11 protein-coding genes are annotated in these 18,158 nt (G+C 60.3%); 7 read left to right on the top strand and 4 right to left on the bottom strand.

Going from position 1 to position 18,158, the window contains the following annotated elements; all coding sequences use genetic code 11:
• Positions 1-15 precede the first annotated feature (15 nt).
• The 5 genes from C9427_RS01405 (at position 16) to C9427_RS33705 (ending at position 6,963) form a co-directional block, all read left to right on the top strand.
• Complete coding sequence (locus tag C9427_RS01405) at positions 16-3,078, top strand: ATP-binding protein (RefSeq protein ID WP_167434207.1); 3,063 nt, start codon at positions 16-18, stop codon at positions 3,076-3,078.
• 9 nt (positions 3,079-3,087) lie between these two features.
• Complete coding sequence (locus C9427_RS01400) at positions 3,088-4,227, top strand: YcaO-like family protein (protein WP_107647442.1); 1,140 nt, start codon at positions 3,088-3,090, stop codon at positions 4,225-4,227.
• Between the two features lie 61 nt (positions 4,228-4,288).
• On the top strand, positions 4,289-4,957 hold the full coding sequence (locus tag C9427_RS01395; RefSeq protein WP_245436945.1) for a TfuA-like protein: 669 nt from the start codon (positions 4,289-4,291) through the stop codon (positions 4,955-4,957).
• 68 nt (positions 4,958-5,025) lie between these two features.
• Complete coding sequence (locus C9427_RS01390; RefSeq protein ID WP_245436944.1) at positions 5,026-6,222, top strand: gluzincin family metallopeptidase; 1,197 nt, start codon at positions 5,026-5,028, stop codon at positions 6,220-6,222.
• A gap of 27 nt (positions 6,223-6,249) precedes the next feature.
• Positions 6,250-6,963: a hypothetical protein gene (locus C9427_RS33705; RefSeq protein ID WP_146172483.1), complete on the top strand. Its 714-nt coding sequence runs from the start codon at positions 6,250-6,252 to the stop codon at positions 6,961-6,963.
• A 34-nt stretch (positions 6,964-6,997) separates the two neighbouring features.
• Here C9427_RS33705 and C9427_RS01380 read toward each other — a convergent pair whose 3' ends face one another.
• The 4 genes from C9427_RS01380 to C9427_RS01365 all read right to left on the bottom strand — a co-directional run bounded on the left by C9427_RS01380 (position 6,998) and on the right by C9427_RS01365 (position 16,110).
• On the bottom strand, positions 6,998-9,214 hold the full coding sequence (locus C9427_RS01380; protein WP_107647438.1) for a glycosyltransferase family protein: 2,217 nt from the start codon (positions 9,212-9,214) through the stop codon (positions 6,998-7,000).
• Entirely contained in the window at positions 9,211-9,666 is a 456-nt protein-coding gene (locus C9427_RS01375) for a hypothetical protein (protein ID WP_107647437.1), read from the bottom strand. The genes C9427_RS01380 and C9427_RS01375 overlap by 4 nt, the downstream gene beginning before the upstream one ends.
• A gap of 583 nt (positions 9,667-10,249) precedes the next feature.
• Positions 10,250-12,382 carry a caspase family protein gene (locus C9427_RS01370; RefSeq protein WP_245436943.1) on the bottom strand — a complete coding sequence of 711 codons (2,133 nt, stop codon included), beginning with the start codon at positions 12,380-12,382 and terminating at the stop codon, positions 10,250-10,252.
• Between the two features lie 344 nt (positions 12,383-12,726).
• The gene (locus C9427_RS01365; protein ID WP_107647435.1) at positions 12,727-16,110 is read right to left on the bottom strand and encodes a YhdP family protein; all 3,384 of its coding nucleotides are present in this window, start codon (positions 16,108-16,110) and stop codon (positions 12,727-12,729) included.
• A gap of 95 nt (positions 16,111-16,205) precedes the next feature.
• Between C9427_RS01365 and C9427_RS01360 the strand changes: the two genes are divergently transcribed.
• Entirely contained in the window at positions 16,206-16,673 is a 468-nt protein-coding gene (locus C9427_RS01360) for a peroxiredoxin (RefSeq protein ID WP_107647434.1), read from the top strand.
• A gap of 176 nt (positions 16,674-16,849) precedes the next feature.
• Positions 16,850-18,142 carry a M23 family metallopeptidase gene (locus C9427_RS01355; protein ID WP_107647433.1) on the top strand — a complete coding sequence of 431 codons (1,293 nt, stop codon included), beginning with the start codon at positions 16,850-16,852 and terminating at the stop codon, positions 18,140-18,142.
• The last annotated feature ends 16 nt before the right edge of the window (positions 18,143-18,158 follow it).

Genomic DNA, 18,158 nt, shown 5'->3' with positions numbered 1-18,158 from the left:
GCGTCCGGCGATCATATGCGTCATGAGCGACGTTTGCTTACAGCGCTTTGTTACGACTTGGTTGGGTCGACCGAACTGCTTGGCCTTCTCGATATCGAGGACTTCGAGGATCTTGTATCTGACTTCCAGTCCTCGGTGAAGCAGGCGATCATTTCTTGCTCAGGCACGCTCCGCGTCGAAGTCGGCGACGGCGGGGTTGCCGTATTTCCTATCGATATCGGTGATCACGACGCAGCCTCGCTGGCCATCCGAGCCGGGTTGAAAATCATCCACGCTTGTCGGCTCCTGGCGCTGCAAAGGGGGCGAAGCGACCTACACGTCAGGGTCGGCGTCGCAACGTCGATGACGCTCATCCAGAAGGGTGACATCACCGCAGGCCAGGAGAGCATCACCGGTCCGGCCTTCGCGATGGCGGCCAGGCTGCAGGCGCTCGCTATGCCCGATACCGTCTATGTGTCCGATGAGACGCGTGAGCTGGCCCGACGTTCCCATGCTTTTCGTCCGCGCGGTTCCCACGCCATCAAAGGGTTCGCAGGACCGAAGCAGATCTGGCAAGCCCTGAATCACAAGCGCGAGGTCGACCGCTTTTTCGCCTTTGGCCGGATGATCAGCCCATTGGTCGATCGTATCGACGAGTTCGCCTTGATCCGCAGCTATTGGCAAGACGCTGTTGCCGGGCGCGGTCAAGTACTCCTGATCGAGGGAGAAGCCGGCATCGGCAAATCCCGCATCGTGCACGAACTTCGCAGGCAGACACATTTGCAGCGCAACAAGCTGCTCTTTTTTCAGTGCACCCCGGGCGACTCGCATTCGACGCTGCACCCCTTGCGCCAGACGATGCAAGCAAAGTCGGGAGATCACGACAGTTCGTTGACTTCGAAACGCGTGGCCAGGGTTTTTTCCGTGCACGACATCCGGGACCTGGAGGTTGCTGGTCTATTTTCTTTCCTCCTCGGGGCGGAAGGAGCCGACCCGGACTTCAATAACATGCATCCTGAGCCCCTGCGGGAGAAAGCCAACTGGGCGATAGGCCAGGCCATGGAGGCCATGTGCGCCGGCGGCCCGGTCATGTTGATTGTCGAAGACATTCATTGGATCGACATGTCCTCGAAGCAACTGATCACCGAACTTGCCAAACACCTCTCGGGCTGGCGGGCGATGCTCATCGCAACGACCAGGCCAGGCGCTGGCGGCTGGCTTCAGCGCTATGGCAAACACGTCCTGCTGAAACCGCTCGAGCACGCTGACAGATTGCGCGCGATCGAGACGATGTGGCCCCAGGGAAAAAGGGCCGCCGACCCGGAACTGGTCGAGCTGGCAGAGCGCGTTGCAGGCGGCGTACCCCTGTTCATCGAAGAGGTCTGCCAATGGATGGCTGAGACGACCGGCATCGAACAGCTGCCTCAAAGTTCCTTGTCGGGTCGAACTTCGGTCTTCGAACGTGTCCTCAGCGCGCGGCTCGAACCGCTTGGTGCGGCCCATGAGGTTGCCCGTGCCGCTTCGATTGCCGGCAATTTGTTCAGTCTGGATCTCCTTGCAGCCCTTCTGCCCGATTTCGCTCGCGTTGCAATTTCCGATGCGCTCGACACGCTTGTGGATGCTGACTTCGCCGTTCGAGCCTGGAATGTGGGTGGCGCCGCATACCGCTTCCGGCACGCTTTGATTCAGGAAACCATTTACAACGGCACGCTCAGAAAGCGCCGTCAGATCTTGCATCACCGGCTGCATGCGGCCGTGAGCGGCAATCGCGGCCTCGCCGGCTGGATGACCACGGCAGCACTCGCAATACACGCCGAACGCGCAGGTCTCCTGGAAGAAGCAATAGCGGGACTTGTCAGCGCCGGTGTGGAAAGCTCGTCGCGATCGGCGATGACGGAAGCCAGGCAACTGCTTGAGCGCGCCCTAGCGCTCTGCAAGCAACTTGCTGATACCAGCAGGCAAGATGAGTTGCAGCTCTCGGCAGTGGTGGCCCTCGGCCCCGTCCTCACCGCCGTCGAAGGCCCGAATTCGGAATATGCTCGCAAGCTTTATGACGAAGGCGTGACCATCGCACGGCGACGCCCTGCCGCAGAGCGCGCCAAATGGTTTCCGATCTACTGGGGATGGTGGTTCACGGGTTCGGTCGTCGACGGCGAGCGTGCGCAGGCCATTGTGAACGATCTTCAGGAGGTCCAGGATTCTGAAGTGCAGTTGCAAGCGAGACATTGTCTCTGGGCAGTCGACTTTAACAGGGGCAGCCACGATGGCTGCATTGACGCGGTGGATGCCGGTTTGCCGCTCTATGACGTCGAACAGGGGCACGCGAATGCCACGCGTTTTGGCGGACATGACGCCAAGGTTTGTGGGCTGGCGCATCGCGCTCTGTCGCTATGGTTCAGCGGCCGCGCAACCAGTGCGCTTGCTTTCATGGCGCAGGCCAGGCAGTGGGCGAAGCACACAGGCCATGCCAGCAGCATCGCTCACGCCTCGATAAACGAGGCTATGTTGCATTCCTATCGCCGTGATTTTGGGAGCCTGCGTGTCGTTATTGCCGACTTGCGCAGACTGACGGAGATCCATCATCTGCCTTCCCTCAGAGTCTCCGCCCAGATTTTCGAGGGATGGTGCGACGGCAATGCCGGGGAGATCAAACGCGGAAAAGATAAAATGCGCCAGGGGCTCGGTCTGCATGGCGAGATCCAGACTCCCGAGGACGAGCCGGTCTATTGCGGGATGTTTGCCGAACTTTTGTCTCGCTCGGGTGACGTCGACGAGGCGCTGGCCCTGTTGCATTCGGCGATCGTTCAGGCGGAAGCGGGCGGCAGCCGCTATTGGCTTGCCGAACTGCATCGCCGGACGGCGAGAATTCTTGTCCAGAGCAAGGCTGGCGCCGACCAGGCTGCCGCTGCGTTCGAGCGATGTCTGGTAACTGCGGCTGACCAGAAAGCCGTTCCCATCATGATCGCCGCATATGAAGATCTAGAGAGGTCTAATGTCTCGCAGCCTCTGCTCCGCCAGTTTGCCAGCCGCGTGACGGCCGAGAAGGCTTCGCTCGAACCCGGGGAGCCGCTATTCGTAAACCCCGAACCCGCCCCTTGAGGTGCCGCATTGGATCAGTATCAGCGCCTTGGTCCATCTGCGAACGAAGCGCTGGCGATCCTCATGGCAGCCCGCGACGACCTGGGAATCACTCGAGTGGCCGACATAACCGGCCTCGATCGCATCGGCATTTCGGTGGCGCAGGTGACGCGGCCTTTCTCCTTGTCAAACGCGGTTTCCCAAGGAAAGGGCGCCGACATGACTGGCGCGGCTATTTCGGCGCTGCTTGAAGCCGCGGAAAGTTTCTTTGCCGAACGCATTGATCGTTTCGAGCTCATCTCGGCCAAAGCGCGCGCGCTTGATATCGCCGCGGAACGATTTGCGAAGCACGTTCGGGCGACCGCTCCGGTCGATTGGCCCGACACCAAACTGGCGTGGATCGCCGCCGAAAATCTCATCGATGGCAGCTCAGCCTGGGTGCCGCTTGAACTGGTCCATACAGCCTATATCTGGCCGCCTGACAGGAACGACGGCGTTTTCTGGGGCACGACAATGGGACTCGCAGCGGCCCTCCATGAGGTCGACGCCATTGTCCACGGGATATTGGAATGCATCGAACGTGATGCAATCGCCCGCTTTCAACGCGCCCACGGCTTCCTTCAACTGCAACGCATCGACCCGGCTTCCATCAAGGATTTGAGGGTCATCGATTTGTTGGATCGCATGGCGCAGAAAAATCTGATGGTCGGTCTGTGGCTCGCTCCATCGCCAACCGGTGTACCGGTCATCCTCTGCCACCTCATGGAGACAAATCCGCGCGAAACGGCCTTGCTTCATTTGCCCACCGAAGGTTCCGCGGCGGCATTTGATCCCGCCGCAGCAATAGTCCATGCCGTCCAGGAAGCTGTGCAGGCTAGGCTCGCTGCAATATCGGGCGCTCGCGACGACCTTACGCGCGCGACCTATCACAAATATCCTGATTGGCAGATGATCGATGCGCACCGGCGGCTGATTCATGAAGGGCCAGGAAGAATCCATTGGCCAGATCTGCCAGTCTTGGCCACCGCAACTTTGCCCGGCCTCCTTGCCGACCTGGAGCGCTGCGGCATCGATGCTGTCAATCTTGTGCGCCTGGATACCAGCCCTTTCGAGCATTTTTCCGCGGTAAAGATCGTGATGCCGCAGCTGTTTCCGCTGCTGGGTGGTTAGCCAGATGCGGCCGACTCTTGTGTTTACCGGCCCAACGCTGTCGCACGCCGAAGCACGTAGGTTGGCGGACGTTGTGTGCCTTCCGCCGGCGGTGCAAGGTTCCATTGTTGCTGCCGTACAGCATTTCGATCCCGCTGCCATTTTGATTGTCGACGGCGGGTTCCAGTTGGAGCCGGCGGTTCGTCACAAGGAAATCCTCTGGGCGGTCGGACAAGGCATCCCTGTTGTCGGCGCGGCTAGCATGGGTGCCCTGCGGGCGGCGGAACTCCATCCCTATATGCGCGGTGTCGGCCTCATCTATCGATGGTATCGGCGTTTCCCCTTTGCACGGGACGACGCCGTTGCCGTTCTACATGGTCCGGAAGAAGCCAATTTCTGCCAGCTCACGCACGCCCTGATCGACCTGCGCAGAACGCTTCGCAACGCGCTCAGACGAGGCCAGGTCGCCAAGAGCGAAGCCGAAAAATTCGAAAAGGCCGCTGTCACCTTGAATTTCCGCGACCGCAGCGTGATCAGCATGATCCGCCATGCTCTGCCGACTTCGAACGACGACGAGATCGCTGCGTTCAGCAAGAAACTTTCCAGCGCTTTCGTGTCGCAAAAGAAAGATGACGCGCTCGCTGCGATGCAGCTCCTGCGTGCTGGCCTACCGAGGCCAGGACTGCTGCGTGATTTCAGAATGACGGTCGCCTTCAAGCAGGATTTGGACGACGCTGGCCTCGAGATCTGAGGGCCTTGCCGGGCAGTTCGCGGGGGCTGCAATTTACGGCAAGCTCGCGTCATGCTAGCATGGTTAACATGAGGGAGGCCGAGCTTGGGGATGCTCGAAACGCCAGCCAAGACAGTATGTCAGGCGGGACTCGTTTTCTGCTGTTCCCTCAAGCGCCCCATGTTTCCGGATACGAAAGACCTGAAACGGTCTGGCTCTCCACACCGCCCGGACAAATTCGTGCCGGTCCGGAAGATTCTCGGATGTATGTGCGCGATCCCATCCTTGAAAAGCAGCCCTACGAGTTTCCTTATCTTCCGCCATTTGTCGGCGACGTTGTTGCCCCGGCGGAACCTGACTATGAGGGGCACTTCGACCAGATCCCTGTTGGGTCGCGGCAATTCCTGGCGGCGCATGCCTTTGCTTCGGTCAGCCGTGTGCTGGACATTTGGGAAAGCTATGTCGGCAAGCCTGTCGCGTGGCACTTCGCGGACACCTATGAGCGCCTCGAGATCATTCCCCTTGTCGATTGGGAAAACGCGCAGTCCGGCTATGGCTTTCTCGAACTGGGCCGTGAATTCGAAGACTCCGCGCGCGGGCATCCGTACGCATTGAACTTCGATGTGATCGCCCACGAGGTCGGTCACGCGATACAGTTCTCCCTTTATGGCATGCCATGGAACGGCCTCGCTGCTGGAGATTTCGCGGCATTTCATGAAGCCAGCTCTGACTTGATCTCGCTGATGTCCTTCCTTCATTTCGACAGCGGCATGGATCGGCTCCTGCGGCATAGCCAAGCCAACCTTCTTGTCCTCAACGAATTGAATCGCATCGCGGAGCTGACCGGCGACCGCCAGCTCCGGCTGGCGAGCAATGCCCGCAAGATGTCGGAGGTCAGCGCGGAGGTCCACGACCGGTCGCGGCCCTTCACCGGCGCCGTGTTCGACACGCTGGTCGAAGTCTATCATGCCGGCCTGGTGCAGCAGGACCTTGCCGACGCGAGACTGCTCGGAGTGGACCTCAAGGATATTGATGCATCGGCGATAGACCGCATCTCAGCCTATACGGCCAGGGCATACCGAGCGCGCCCGTTCCTGTTCAAAAGCGAATTGGTCAGGGCGCGTGACGAGGTTTGCCTTGCTCTGGCGAGGGCCTGGGTTTTGCTCGACTCCAACGACCTGACATTCGCAAACGCTGCCGAAACCATCCTCGACACGGCCGATCGTGTCAGCCCGGCTCTGGCCAAATCCTTCGAAGGCAATTTCGTTTGGCGAGAAATCTTATGACTCCGTGAAACTTAAGAGGAGAACGACATGAGCGATTTCCACAGGCCAACACTAACCTATCCAAACGAGGCGTACAGCGCGACGCAGGTCAGGCTCTACGGTATCCCTGGCAATTCGGGCGTCTTTTTCCCAAACAACCCTCATCCAGTTGGATCCAGATCTGGCATTGACGTCTCTGTCACGGCTTCGGCTGGCAGTGCTGCGCAGGACACGGCTGCAAACCAAAAGGTCAAGGCAGAGTTTGCCAAAGTTGAAAGACAATATCACGATGACCCGTTGGAGCTGGCCAATCATTTGCCCTTTCCCTTTCCAATTCCCGCGGGATACTCCGCACAACTAGAATTAGACATGAAAATTGGCCGACTTGTTATTTCTACTGCCGTGTTATTTTCGGAAATGCAGCGGAAGCAAAAAAATATAACGTCCGGAATAATCGTAAGTTATTCTTTTGAAGGTCATTGTTATGATTTGCCGAAGCCGAAAATTATGCTTATTCCATCTGAGCCCCAAGATATACCACCGGACGATTGCGGGTATGATAAGAAAAATAGCACAACGCCAAAGATCGATCGATACAGGCTATGGATTGTCGACAAGCTTGACGAGTGCGTGGAATTTGAAATGAATCAGGGCTTTATCGAACAATTGGTGCTGGATGCGAATTTGCCCGGGAAACGCTCGCCCGCCGGATATGCGTCGAGGTTTATGATGGGTCATCGTTCGGGCCGGCTAAACGACTAGTCTAACAGAAAATTTGCTCAGCTCAGCCGCGACGTCAGGCACCTTTGGTGATGTCCCAGTCGGTTCGTAGAATCCTGGCGTGGTCTTCGATGAAGTCCGCGATCTGGTCGGCGCCGTTGGTCCAGATAACAGAACTGCAGCGCGCTGCCATGCTGTCGCGCTCAGCGGGGTCGAGCAGCCGCTCAACGAAGCTGTCAACATGTGGGAGGCCATGGTCGCGCCGCATCAGTAGGCCAAAACCGCCGAGTTCGGCCCAGCGGGCGCGGTTGAGTTGCAGGTCCATCTCGTCGGCCTCGTTGGGCACAAACAAAGTCGGGACTGCACCAAGGATATTCTCATGGAAAGTGTTGTAGCCCGGCGCGACGACCGCGGCGTCGAATGCGCGGCTATAGCGGAAACTCGGGAACAGCTCGACGATCCGATGCCTCGGACCGACCGGCTCGTCGGGTGCGAGATCGGCGCGGATCGGCGAGCGGATATCTAGCACCAGCGTATCCGGACGGTCGAGCAGAGCTTTAAGAACGCCGTTGCGGACGCCGCGCATGTCGAAATTGCTGCCTGAGCCGAGTTGCAGGGCGACGACGGTCATGCCTTCCGGCAGGTCGAGGAATAGGCGCGCGGCTGTGCGCTCCAGGCGCTCGTTGGGTTCCAGATGCAGGACCGGCGGGACCAAAAAGACCTTGTCGCGCATCTCCTTGGTCGGGCCGTGATCGAACTCGTCAGCCAACTCTCCTGGCTCTATCACGGCGTCAAAAGCGTTCGCCATCTGCAGGAACCGTCGGTGCGATTCCCTCCACATCGGCCTGCGCACCCAGATCGAAAACAGGTTGGGATCCATGGCCAGCGCTGCGGCGACACCGTCGAACACAGCTGTCGCGTCATAGGCAAATACCGCGGGGCGCAGATGACTGATCAGGTCGAATAATTCCTCGGCAAGCACGTCGTTCCAGTCCTCGGGCGCGGCATCGATGCCGCGGTGATGGGTTAGGAAGTGGGCGTGATAACCCTCATTGGCTGCAATTTTCATGGCGTAGGACATCGTCGCAAAGACGGGCTTCAGCCCCTCCGGCAACCGCTGTGCGACAGCCATCTGCTGTGCAAGATGCCCTATTCCGATGCCGTTGGTGGATGCAAACAGCACGTGACGTATCGGCAAAGGCTGGATCATCGACGCTCGCTCGACTGCCGAATCTCGTGGTCTGGCAATGCCGAACAACCTCTCAAGGCGTTGCTGGAAGAGGTCGGCTGAATGGTGCCGAGAAACGAAATCCCTGGCCAAGGCCGATTGCCGAGCGTAGGCCTCTACGTCGTTGATGAATTTGTCGATGACCCGCTCAACATCACTCGGCGCCGCATAGACTGCTGCGTCACCGAATAACGGCTGGAAGTGTGTGGGGAGAATCGTGACGAGCCCTACCGCGAGCGCTTCGAGGATGGTGCGGCCAAAAGCCTCCGACCAGGAATCGCTATGATAATAGACATAGAAATCGAGCCCTTGGAGAAACTCGGGGATGCCGGTCCATGCAAAGGGTAGTATTTCCCAGTTGGTCGGCAGCTGGCCATAAAGTTCCTCGAGGAAGGAATCGCCGCCTAGGATCCTAATGGTGTAGCGTGATCGATCTGCTGGGTAGATGCGCAGCGCATCGGCGACGCTGCCTGGCCATTTCAATTTGTCCGGACGGGCATGGCGGCCAATGACCACGGGATTATGCGGTGGGCCATCTACCCTGCGAGGCCAGTCGCCGAGATCGATCAGATTGGTCCAGTCTTCTGGCAAGAGTTCGGCGCCCGCAGGCAAACGACGGGGCAAAGCATCGCGAACGATGGCGCTGACGGGGGCGAGCAAAACATTGACGCCAAACGCCCAACGGCAATTGTTGATGATGCGCGCTAGGTCATACTGCACCTTGCCTAGCCGGTCGACCATAGGATGGTGGAGAACCATGACCAGGTGTTGGGCCCGGATGCTGATCCGCCTGGTGACGCGGTTGGACATTATCGTCGGGTGGTGGAGTAGGACAAGATCGGCCTCGACCTTCGTTTCCGGGTCGATCCGTTCTGTAGCGCCGCCATCGAGCAGCGCCCGCAAGCCGGGATGCATCGGGTAGGGATGATCCAGCAATGGTCCCTTCACTGCCAGCAAGCCGGTCTTGAGACCCGCGCGGGCGGCCGCTTGGATTTCCACCGCGAGCGCCGTGGACGTGCCGCCTTCGAAGCGGACATCGGCGATGAACAGAATGTTCAGCTTCATGACTTGAGAGTATCCGGCGCCTTGCGGACGGTTGTCGCTGGCGCCGCTTCCAGGAAAGTGTCGATTGTCGTGCCGTAAGCCAGGACACGGCGGGGGCGCCATTTTGCAAGAAGGAGTCCCCAGCGCTCCCGCAGATAAGCCTGCCAGGGCATGTCGGTTGCGTGCAGCCGCTGTTCTATTAAAGGGGGCAGATACTCGAAAATTACGCCGTGACGGCGGAACATCGCGAAGTCCGGATTGTTGGTCAGATAAATGAGCCTATCGTTCTTCCCCGAAAGCCTGCGCTTGGTGGTGACGATGATTTCTTCAAGATGATCTGGATTTACATCAAAAGTTGTTATAAGAATGGTCGAGATTTCTTCTTTCGATTTGTATATATAAATATTCCCTGGGTTTTCAACTTCCTGCTTTTGCTTACCCTTTCGAAGGAAAAGTTCTGTGAGTTTTCTCATTGATTGGCGCTCACTTTAGGGATGCTTAGCCTACCAATGACGATTTATGCGTGTCAAACGTTCAAGCTACGAGGCGCGCCGTGTCTGGCGTTCGCTGTCTCGAACCAGTCTAGTAGGCGGCTTCGTCAATTTGCAAGGCCGGCGCATTCGGCCGCGTGGCCTTGACTGTAGGGCAGTTCGCGTATTTCTTGTTCTGGCGTGCCGTTGGAACTTCCTGATGCTGGGCAGCGGCCGTTCTACTTCGGCCAAGTCTTGAGGAGCGACGCAAATGGCAAGATCGCTGCTGTCACGGATGGCTTCGGCTGCCGCTCTGGTCTCCACTTCAGTCATGCTGAACGGCTGCGGGACGGTTGCAGGGAGGCCCATTATCTGCGTTTTCGTCTCGGACGGACGGTGCGCTAAGGTCACCAAGGCGAATGCGCCTCGACCCGACCAATCAGCGCCGAAGCGCCGCAGTTCTCAATATTGATTTAGCCGTCTTTTTCGGCGGCGTTGCCGGGAGCCGTTATAAACGTTCGGTTATGGCTTCTGACAATCGGTAGTGACGCAAGCATTTCGAATTTCGTGTAGTATTGGTCAGATGTTACGGTCCATTCTGTTTGATAAATAGTTCAACTTCTGTGTCTATTTTTGCTCGAGTTGCGCGGTTTATTTTCTCAGCGATCTCTGCCTTTGCCTGTTCCCCCTGATCGGCCCGCAGCCTCGCGGCGAGCGAGGCGTTGAAATAAGCCCGTTGCAGGTTGGGCTTGCCCCCGGTGAATACACCGTCGCGATGCCCCCACGCGAGACGGACATAGGCGTACTCATTTCCCCTGTTTGCGGAAAGCTCAAGGAGGGTCAGAGCGCGGCGAGGATCGGCAGCCAGCTTGCGGTCGCCCTTCAGATATAGCTGTGCCATAAAATAGGGCGCGTACCTGTTGCCCATTTCGGTTGCGCGCTGCAACAGGTCGAGTCCTCGTGGCACGTCCTTTTTCACGCCTTCCCCCGCGAGATAAGACTGTCCCAGATTCGCCATCGCATCGATCTGGCCGGTGTCGGCTGCAGCTGCATACAACGAGGCTGCCTGGACGAAGTCTTGCTTGACGCCGGTGCCGAGGCGGTATGCGTCGCCGAGCGCGGTGATCGCATTCGCCCAGCCGCTTGATGCGGCCAAGCGATACCAAAGAACGCCTTCCTCCGGCAGCTTTGGCACGCCCTGGCCGGCAATATAGGCTGAGCCGATGTCGGTCCTGGCCCTGAGATTGCCAAGCGCAGCCGCCCGAACGTAAAAGTCGAACGCACGGCCGTAGTCGATCTCGCGCCCCATTCCGACACGTGCCATATAGCCCATGTTTATGAGCGCAGCACTGTATTGCTGCTTGCCGGCAAGCTCATAGTAGTGCTCAGCCCAATCGTAGCGCCTGGCAATTTCCAGAACACGCCCGAATTGAAACTGCAGGCGCGGGTTGTTGATGTCGGCTGCAAGGTCGAAGCCGCATGCCCTGAGCGCATCGCGAACGTTGACCAGCCCGTTGGTGACGCCAGGGACAGAACGCTGTGGATCGTTGGGATCTGCCGCATAGAGGTCACAACTCGTCACGAGCGCCTTCATGCCCTTTTGAGTGTCGGGCAAAACCGATGGCCATACGCGAAACGTTTCACTGACGGCGCGTTCTCCTGCCTGTTGGAAAACAAACTCGGCGCTAGCCGCCTGGCTCTCACCGACGACCAAGATCTCGTCCTCGATTGAAGCTGATCTCAGAGGGCCGCTGACGAAGGCGCCGCGCTCGGAAAGCGACGCCAGTTGTACCTTGCTCTTCTCCGTTGCCTCTGGGGCAAAGCGGCTCTGCGGAAAGACGTTTGCGAAACGGCTAAAATCGTCCGGGTTGGGGCTATCCTTGATGAAGGCCCACAATACCGCGTCGATGGTCAGGCCGCCGCTTGTCTCAACCGGTGCCGGCGCCCCGCTGACCGCTGCGCCATCGTGCTTGAACACAAATTTCGTCTCAATCGAACCGGTGATCCAGGGTATCTGAAACCCACCCGTTGCCTGGCGGACGTCGCCTCGCACCGTCCTGAACGTGTCGTAGACATCGAGGTCCGGCGTTTGCAAAGCGTTGGCGAGGGCGGAGGAATATGGGCTGTTTATGCCTGTGCCATCATAGGCGACTTCTCCAGCACTTGTCGCGAAGGCAATAAGCACCTGGCCGCTTCCCGATTCTGTGTAGGCCAGTCCCTCGCCCAGTCCCTTGTCCTTCGCGGCAGGGTTACTTCGGCAGGCATCGAGGATGAAGAGCTTCACGCCAACCGGGTCGTCCTTGACGATATCGATGAGATCGTTGAGCCGCATCGCATCGGCGACGATTTTCTTTGCGGAGGACGTGGCGGTGTCGACCGGCAGCAGCAGGTTCTGACGATCGAACTGCAGCGCATGGCCGGCATAGTAGAATATCGCCATGTCAGCACCCACGAGATGCGCTGCAATTGCGTCCTTCAAGTCCTTGGTGGCAGCCTTTTTGACGTCGTAGAAAAGCAGCACATTGAAGCCGAGTTCGGTCAAAGTATTGGCAATAAGCTTGGCGTCGTTGCGGGGGTTTGTAAGGGGAGCGAAGGCGTAGTCACCGTTACCGACGACAACGGCCGCGCGTCTCTCGGCGTGGGCCTCAGCGAGCCAAAGCAGGCCGAACGCGGCCATGAACGCGAACAGGAAGCCTCGCCTCAAATGATTGGAAAGCACTGTCGCAACCTGCCTTCTTAGCGTTCTTCCAAGGGAAGAAACCGCCCAATCATAGCCCGAACAATCGCAAAATTCCAACGGACCTCGTTTCTGCCCTAGATCGCTGCTTCGGGGCGCGCTTGGTTCGGTCACTAAAGAAGGTGCTTCTGAGCGGCAACTACGATGTCCGCGGTTCGCGCTGGCTACGTCTGCTATCGGGCGATAGCAAGATTGGTTCAACGGCCGACGTGAGGCGCAAAGCTGCTGTTGGGTCAGCGCCTCAGGGAGGTCGCCTATGGGCCATTGGCGTGAATTCGGCCGGGCAAACGAGCATCCTCTACGGTCGAACTCGATTGGGTTTGACCTCACCGATACTCAAAGATCGACCTGAAAATTCCGGGTGCGATTACCGATAGCGGATTGACGTCCAGTTTCGGCTTATTGGCATTGCCCCTGAGCCTATAGGTCACGCCGATCAGGCCGCGATCCCGGCCATTGCCGAGCAGCGTGCCGAACAGCGGCAACTCGCCGAAGATGCGGTTGAGGCCGTAGACCGGCATGAAGGTGCCGGTCATGTCCATATTGTTGTCCTGGTCGTAGAGCGTGCCCTGGAAGGTGGTGCCGATGCGCGGGCCGCGCAGCACGCCATTGGCCAGCTTCAGGTAGCCGGCGCCTTTTTCGATCTCGGAAGCGCCGCGCTCGAACTGCACACGCGACGTGTCGAGATTGCCCTTGACCGCTTCGTTCAGGCTGCGGTTGTCGCCGGCCGGCGTGGTCGACACGATCGAGGCGAGTTTCGGTTCGTTGACCACGTAGAAGTTGCGGGCATCGACCTGGCCGCGCATCGACCCGTCGCTGGCCCCAGCCAGCGCCAGCGTGATCGACCCGCCCTCCATATGCTCGTAGATGTTGAGGAAGCGGAGGATCGCGCCGGCATCGCCCGACTTCATGTTGAGCGCGCGCCTGCCGTCGGCGGTGGTGTTGTTGATGGTTATGGCGGCGCCAGAGTCCGCCGTGGCGCTGACCTTGAGCCCGTTCACCCTGGAACCGGCAGCGCTGTAGTCGAGCTTCAGGTTCGACAGTGTCTCGTCGTGGAAGCCAGTCAGGAAATTGACGTCGGCACTGACGGAAACCGCATCGGATCCGGTGGTCTTGGTGGCGGTGTCGACATCGGAAGTGAATTGCTTGATCAGCGAGCGGGCGTCCAGCGCATTGCCGCTGATATCGATCGCAAATCCCTTGCCCGATCGCTTGACCGACACGGCGACGTCGTCGCCCCGGTTCAAGGTGACCTTGCTGAAGCGGGCCGAGGACAGTCCGCCTTTGACCAGCACCACGCTGCCCTCGATCGAGAAGCTCTTTCCGCCGAGGTCAAAGTCGGACAGCGTCATGGTGTCGCCGGACTTGGTCATGGCGAAGGTGACATTGGCGGGAATGCCTGGCCCCTTGCTCCAGCCGGCCCAGGGGATGTCCAGCCTGGCGTTGGTCAGATCGGCCGAGACGTTCTGATTGCCGCCGCCACTCTTGTCGATCGCAACCTTGATGGTTCCCGAAAGCAGCGTCGACAGGCCAGGCATGGCGGTGGCGCGCATCTTGTCGTCAAGCACCATCGCCACCTTGCGGCTGGGTGGCGGCCCACCATCTTTCAGCGGCTCGACCAGGTCGAGCTCAGCTGGAAGGCCGTTCAGCAGCGCCTTGGCGGAGATGACGGCCTTGTCGGGTTCGACCGTGATCGAGCCGTCGGCGTTCGTCACCGTCTGGCCTTCGAACGGTTTGGCCAGCGACAGGTCCTTGTAGTCGAGCGCCACCAGCCAATCGAGTTTGGAGGTATCGACGCCGGATTGGAGCGGGATGTCGGCCTTGACGTGACCGGTCACCGTGCCGGACAGGTCATCGGGCAGCAGGCCGACATGGCGCATGGCGTTGATCGGTTCGTAGGATGCAAGCTCGGCGATCGCGGCAGCTTCGCCAGCGACGTCGATGTCGAGCGCGCCGATCACCGGTGGACGGTTTGCCGCTTTTACCGTCATCGTGCCGCCGCTTGCCGCCACCGTGCGGCCGCTCGGCATGTAGACGCTGCCCGAGGATAGCGTGATGTCGACATCATTGCCGTGGAACGCGACCGTGCCGACGGCATCGCGGATCGGTGGAATGCGACCGGCCGTGTCGAAGCGCGATCCTTCTACCTGGAACCGGCCGAACACTTCATCCGATGAAAGCGGAACGCCGTTGCCGAGCCGCCCCGGCACGACCTGGAACTGGAGATTGGCGTCGACGACGCGGCCGCCGAACAGGTTCTTCAGCACCCAGAGGCGGGCGTTGCGCGCGGAAAACCAAGGCCACAGCTGCTTGACATGCGAGACCGGCATGTCGTGGATGTTGAGGCCCACGGATATACCCGGGGCCTTGCCGTCGACGAACATCACCGCCGCCGTGCCCAGCACCTCACTCGCGGATCCCGACCTGATCCCGATCTGCTCGGCGACGAGCTTTTGGCTCTCGGGCTGGTAGACGCCGGCGACGCGGGCAAAGAAATTGAGCGCAGGCTCGGGCGATTCCGAGGGCGCCAGCGTCGAACCGTCGCTGGTCAGATCGTAGCGGTAGGATGGTTCCTCGCCCGCTGTTCCGGTGGCAGGCTTCGGGCCGATCGAACCGGCGAAATCGAATGTCGAACGGCCGGTCTTCAACAGCAGCTTGTCGACCTGGATCTTGTTCGAACCGGCGACAAGCGTCGCATCGAGGTCGACATCAGCCGGAAGCAAGCCGCGCGGGCCGAGGTCGAGCACGGACCCGGTGAGCGCCAATGAGGCCGTCAACCGCGATGCATTCTCGCCGCCACCTTGCGATCCCGCCAGCTTCAGGGCGACCGCGCCCAGCTTCCCGCCTGATGCGCCTGCCGCCACGGCGGCCTCCGCCATCTTCACGCTGGCGTCCAGCGCGGTCACACGGCGGGTCGTGATGTCGCGGGTGGCGGAGGCGGCGATGGCGAGCGTTCTGCCGTCGACCTCGGCGTCGGATGAAAGCTCCATGCCGCCCGGCCCCGCCTGCGACACCGAGGCATCAGTGATCCTGACCAGTCTGACCGATCCGGCCTCCGGCAGCACGAGGTCGACATTGCTGAGGTCGATCCGGCGCATCGAATCCTCCCGCACCGCGTCGAGCGCGTGGTTGATGTTGGAGAAGACCGCTTCGGACAGTTTTTCCGGATCGATGAGGCCATCCTGATTGCGCAGCGCCGCCGACCAGTCGCCGCCCGACGGCATCGCCGCCATCACGATACGCGCATCGGAAATCCTGGCGCTGGTGAGCCGCACCTTGCCCGAAAGCAGCGGTATCAGCCTGATGCCGAAGCGGACTCGCCCGGCATCGGCCATCGGTTTGCCGTCGGCGGTCTTGAGGCTGACATCGTTGACCTGAAGCGCAATGAAGCTCGACCCGTCGAGCGTGAGGCGAGCCGGCCCGGCTTCGACATTGACGTCGACCCCGGCCAGTTTCTCGATGGCCGTTTCGGCTTCCGCCCGCAACCGTTCGGAGCCGATGCCCGATACGCCGACCACATACACCGCGGCGGCGGCCAACAGCACAAGGGCGACAAAGCCGGCGAACAGCCTCGCCAGAACGCGAACGCCGCGGCCTATCGACGCCTGGCCGAGCGGCGGCACCCGGCACGCGGACGGGAGCGCCCCCAGGTCGGTGATCTCATCACGCCTGAATCTGATCTTCTCGTGCTGCGGTTGCTCCTGATCCACGCAATTTTCCGTTCTACGAACTCGATCGTGGACGAATCCCCGCTCGACATTATATCGATGAGGCTGCGCGCGTAACCACAAACAAGGGCATCGATATGGCCGATCTCAAAGTGGGCGATCTTGCGCCTCCGTTCGACCTTCCCCGCGACGGCGGCGGCTCGCTCAGCCTCGCGGCGTTGCTGGGCAAGCCGGTCGTACTCTACTTCTATCCGCAGGACGACACCACGGGCTGCACGACCGAGGCGATCAGCTTTTCGCAATTGAAGCCGGAGTTCGAGAAGGCCGGCGCCGTCGTGATCGGCCTGTCGCCGGACAGCGTCAAGAAGCACGACAAGTTCAAGTCAAAATACGATCTGACCGTCGATCTGGTCGCCGATGAGGAGCGCAAGGTGATCGAAGCCTACCATCTGTGGGTCGAGAAGACGATGTATGGCCGCAAATATATGGGTGTCGAGCGCGCCACCTTCCTGATCGGCCGCGATGGACGGATCGCCAAAATCTGGCGGCAAGTCCGGGTCAAGGGCCATGCCGAGGCGGTGCTGGAAGCGGTGCGCGCGCTTTGATGTAACGCGGTGGCCTGGCATTTAAGCCTGCCGCGACGCGAGCCTGCGCCTGACAACCTATTCCAAATTTGACTGCATCCATGAATTGCAAACGGTAGCGCCGAAGCAACCGACCGTTAACCTTAATGATGTGTAATCAGGGCTCGTCGTTGGTGTCGTAACGAAAGCTTGGTCCCGTGAATGTAACCGGTCAGTCAGCGGTCTTCGGCAGGCGCAAGGAACCCCACACGGTCATCATCGCCCGGGGCGACGAGATAAGGCACTTCACCATACGGCCATGGGTAGCCGCATTTTGCGGCTCCGCGATGGCGGCAATCGTCATAGGCTACCTGCTGGCGACCTCCTACCTTGTGCTGCGCGACGACCTGATCGGCGCCACCACCGCACGGCAGGCGCGCATGCAGCAGGCCTACGAGGATCGCATCTCGGCGCTGCGCGCCCAGGTCGACCGGATCACCAGCCGTCAGCTTCTCGACCAGCAGCTCATGGAAACCAAGGTGAGCGAGCTGCTGCAACGCCAGAGCCAGCTCAGCCAGCGCCATGGCCGCCTCGGACCGATCCTCGACCGCGCCGAGAGCGAAGTTGGAACGCCGCCCGCGGCAAGCACCGCGGCAGCCGCAAAGCCGGACCAACGCGCCGACGCCACCGTTGCCGAGCCACAGGCCTATTCGGTTGCCAGTTTGGCTGCCAGCCCCGGCGCCGGCGATAGCAGGCCGTTCTCCCTATGGTCGACCCGCTCCGATCCGCTGCCCAGCGACACGGCCGCCGACCGTGCCGACAAGCTCTTCGTTTCGATCAACGAATCGCTCAAGGCCATCGAAAGCCAGCAACTCACCCGCATCGCCACGCTTGCCGACAACGCCTACAAGAACGCCGATGCGATTTCGCAGGCGCTCGAAGCGGCTGGCCTGCCGGTCGACAGCGATTTCGGCGACGAACGCGACGTCGGCGGCCCGTTAATCCCGGTCGACAGCTCGATGATGTTCGACAGCAAGGTCAAGGAGCTCGACGAAGCGCTCGACGCGCTCGACCACCTCAAAAAGGAAGCGCGCCGCCTGCCGCTCGCCAACCCCGCCCCCGGCCGTTCCGTTACCAGCCCGTTCGGCGTGCGCACCGATCCGATCCTCGGCACCGCGGCGCTCCATTCAGGCATGGATTTCAGGGCGCCGCTCGGCATGCCCGCCAAGGTCACCGCACCGGGCGTTGTCGTCAAGGCCGGCTGGAACGGCGGCTATGGCCGCATGGTCGAGGTCGACCACGGCCAGGGCTTTGCGACGCGCTATGGCCATCTCAGCGAAATCGACGTGAAGGTCGGCCAGAAGCTCGATGCCGGCGATGTCATCGGCAAGACCGGCAGCAGTGGCCGCTCGACCGGCCCGCATCTGCATTACGAGGTCCGCCACAATGGCGAGGCGATCGACCCCTTGCGCTTCCTGAAGGTCGGCAAGAAGGTCGCGCAGTACCTCTGAACGATTGCTGCAACGC

Origin of the sequence: Mesorhizobium helmanticense (genome assembly GCF_003034915.1) — a bacterium.
GTDB classification, from domain to species: Bacteria; Pseudomonadota; Alphaproteobacteria; order Rhizobiales; family Rhizobiaceae; genus Mesorhizobium; species Mesorhizobium helmanticense.
This window is presented reverse-complemented; position numbering and strand designations above follow the sequence as displayed.

What these genes read in the sequence shown, in the direction of transcription:
- C9427_RS01405 (WP_167434207.1), top strand. Translation starts at nt 16, where the DNA reads ATGCGTCATGAGCGACGTTTGCTTACAGCGCTTTGTTACGACTTGGTT.
- C9427_RS01390 (WP_245436944.1), top strand. Translation starts at nt 5,026, where the DNA reads ATGAGGGAGGCCGAGCTTGGGGATGCTCGAAACGCCAGCCAAGACAGT.
- C9427_RS33705 (WP_146172483.1), top strand. Translation starts at nt 6,250, where the DNA reads ATGAGCGATTTCCACAGGCCAACACTAACCTATCCAAACGAGGCGTAC.
- C9427_RS01380 (WP_107647438.1), bottom strand. Translation starts at nt 9,214, where the DNA reads ATGAAGCTGAACATTCTGTTCATCGCCGATGTCCGCTTCGAAGGCGGC.
- C9427_RS01375 (WP_107647437.1), bottom strand. Translation starts at nt 9,666, where the DNA reads ATGAGAAAACTCACAGAACTTTTCCTTCGAAAGGGTAAGCAAAAGCAG.
- C9427_RS01360 (WP_107647434.1), top strand. Translation starts at nt 16,206, where the DNA reads ATGGCCGATCTCAAAGTGGGCGATCTTGCGCCTCCGTTCGACCTTCCC.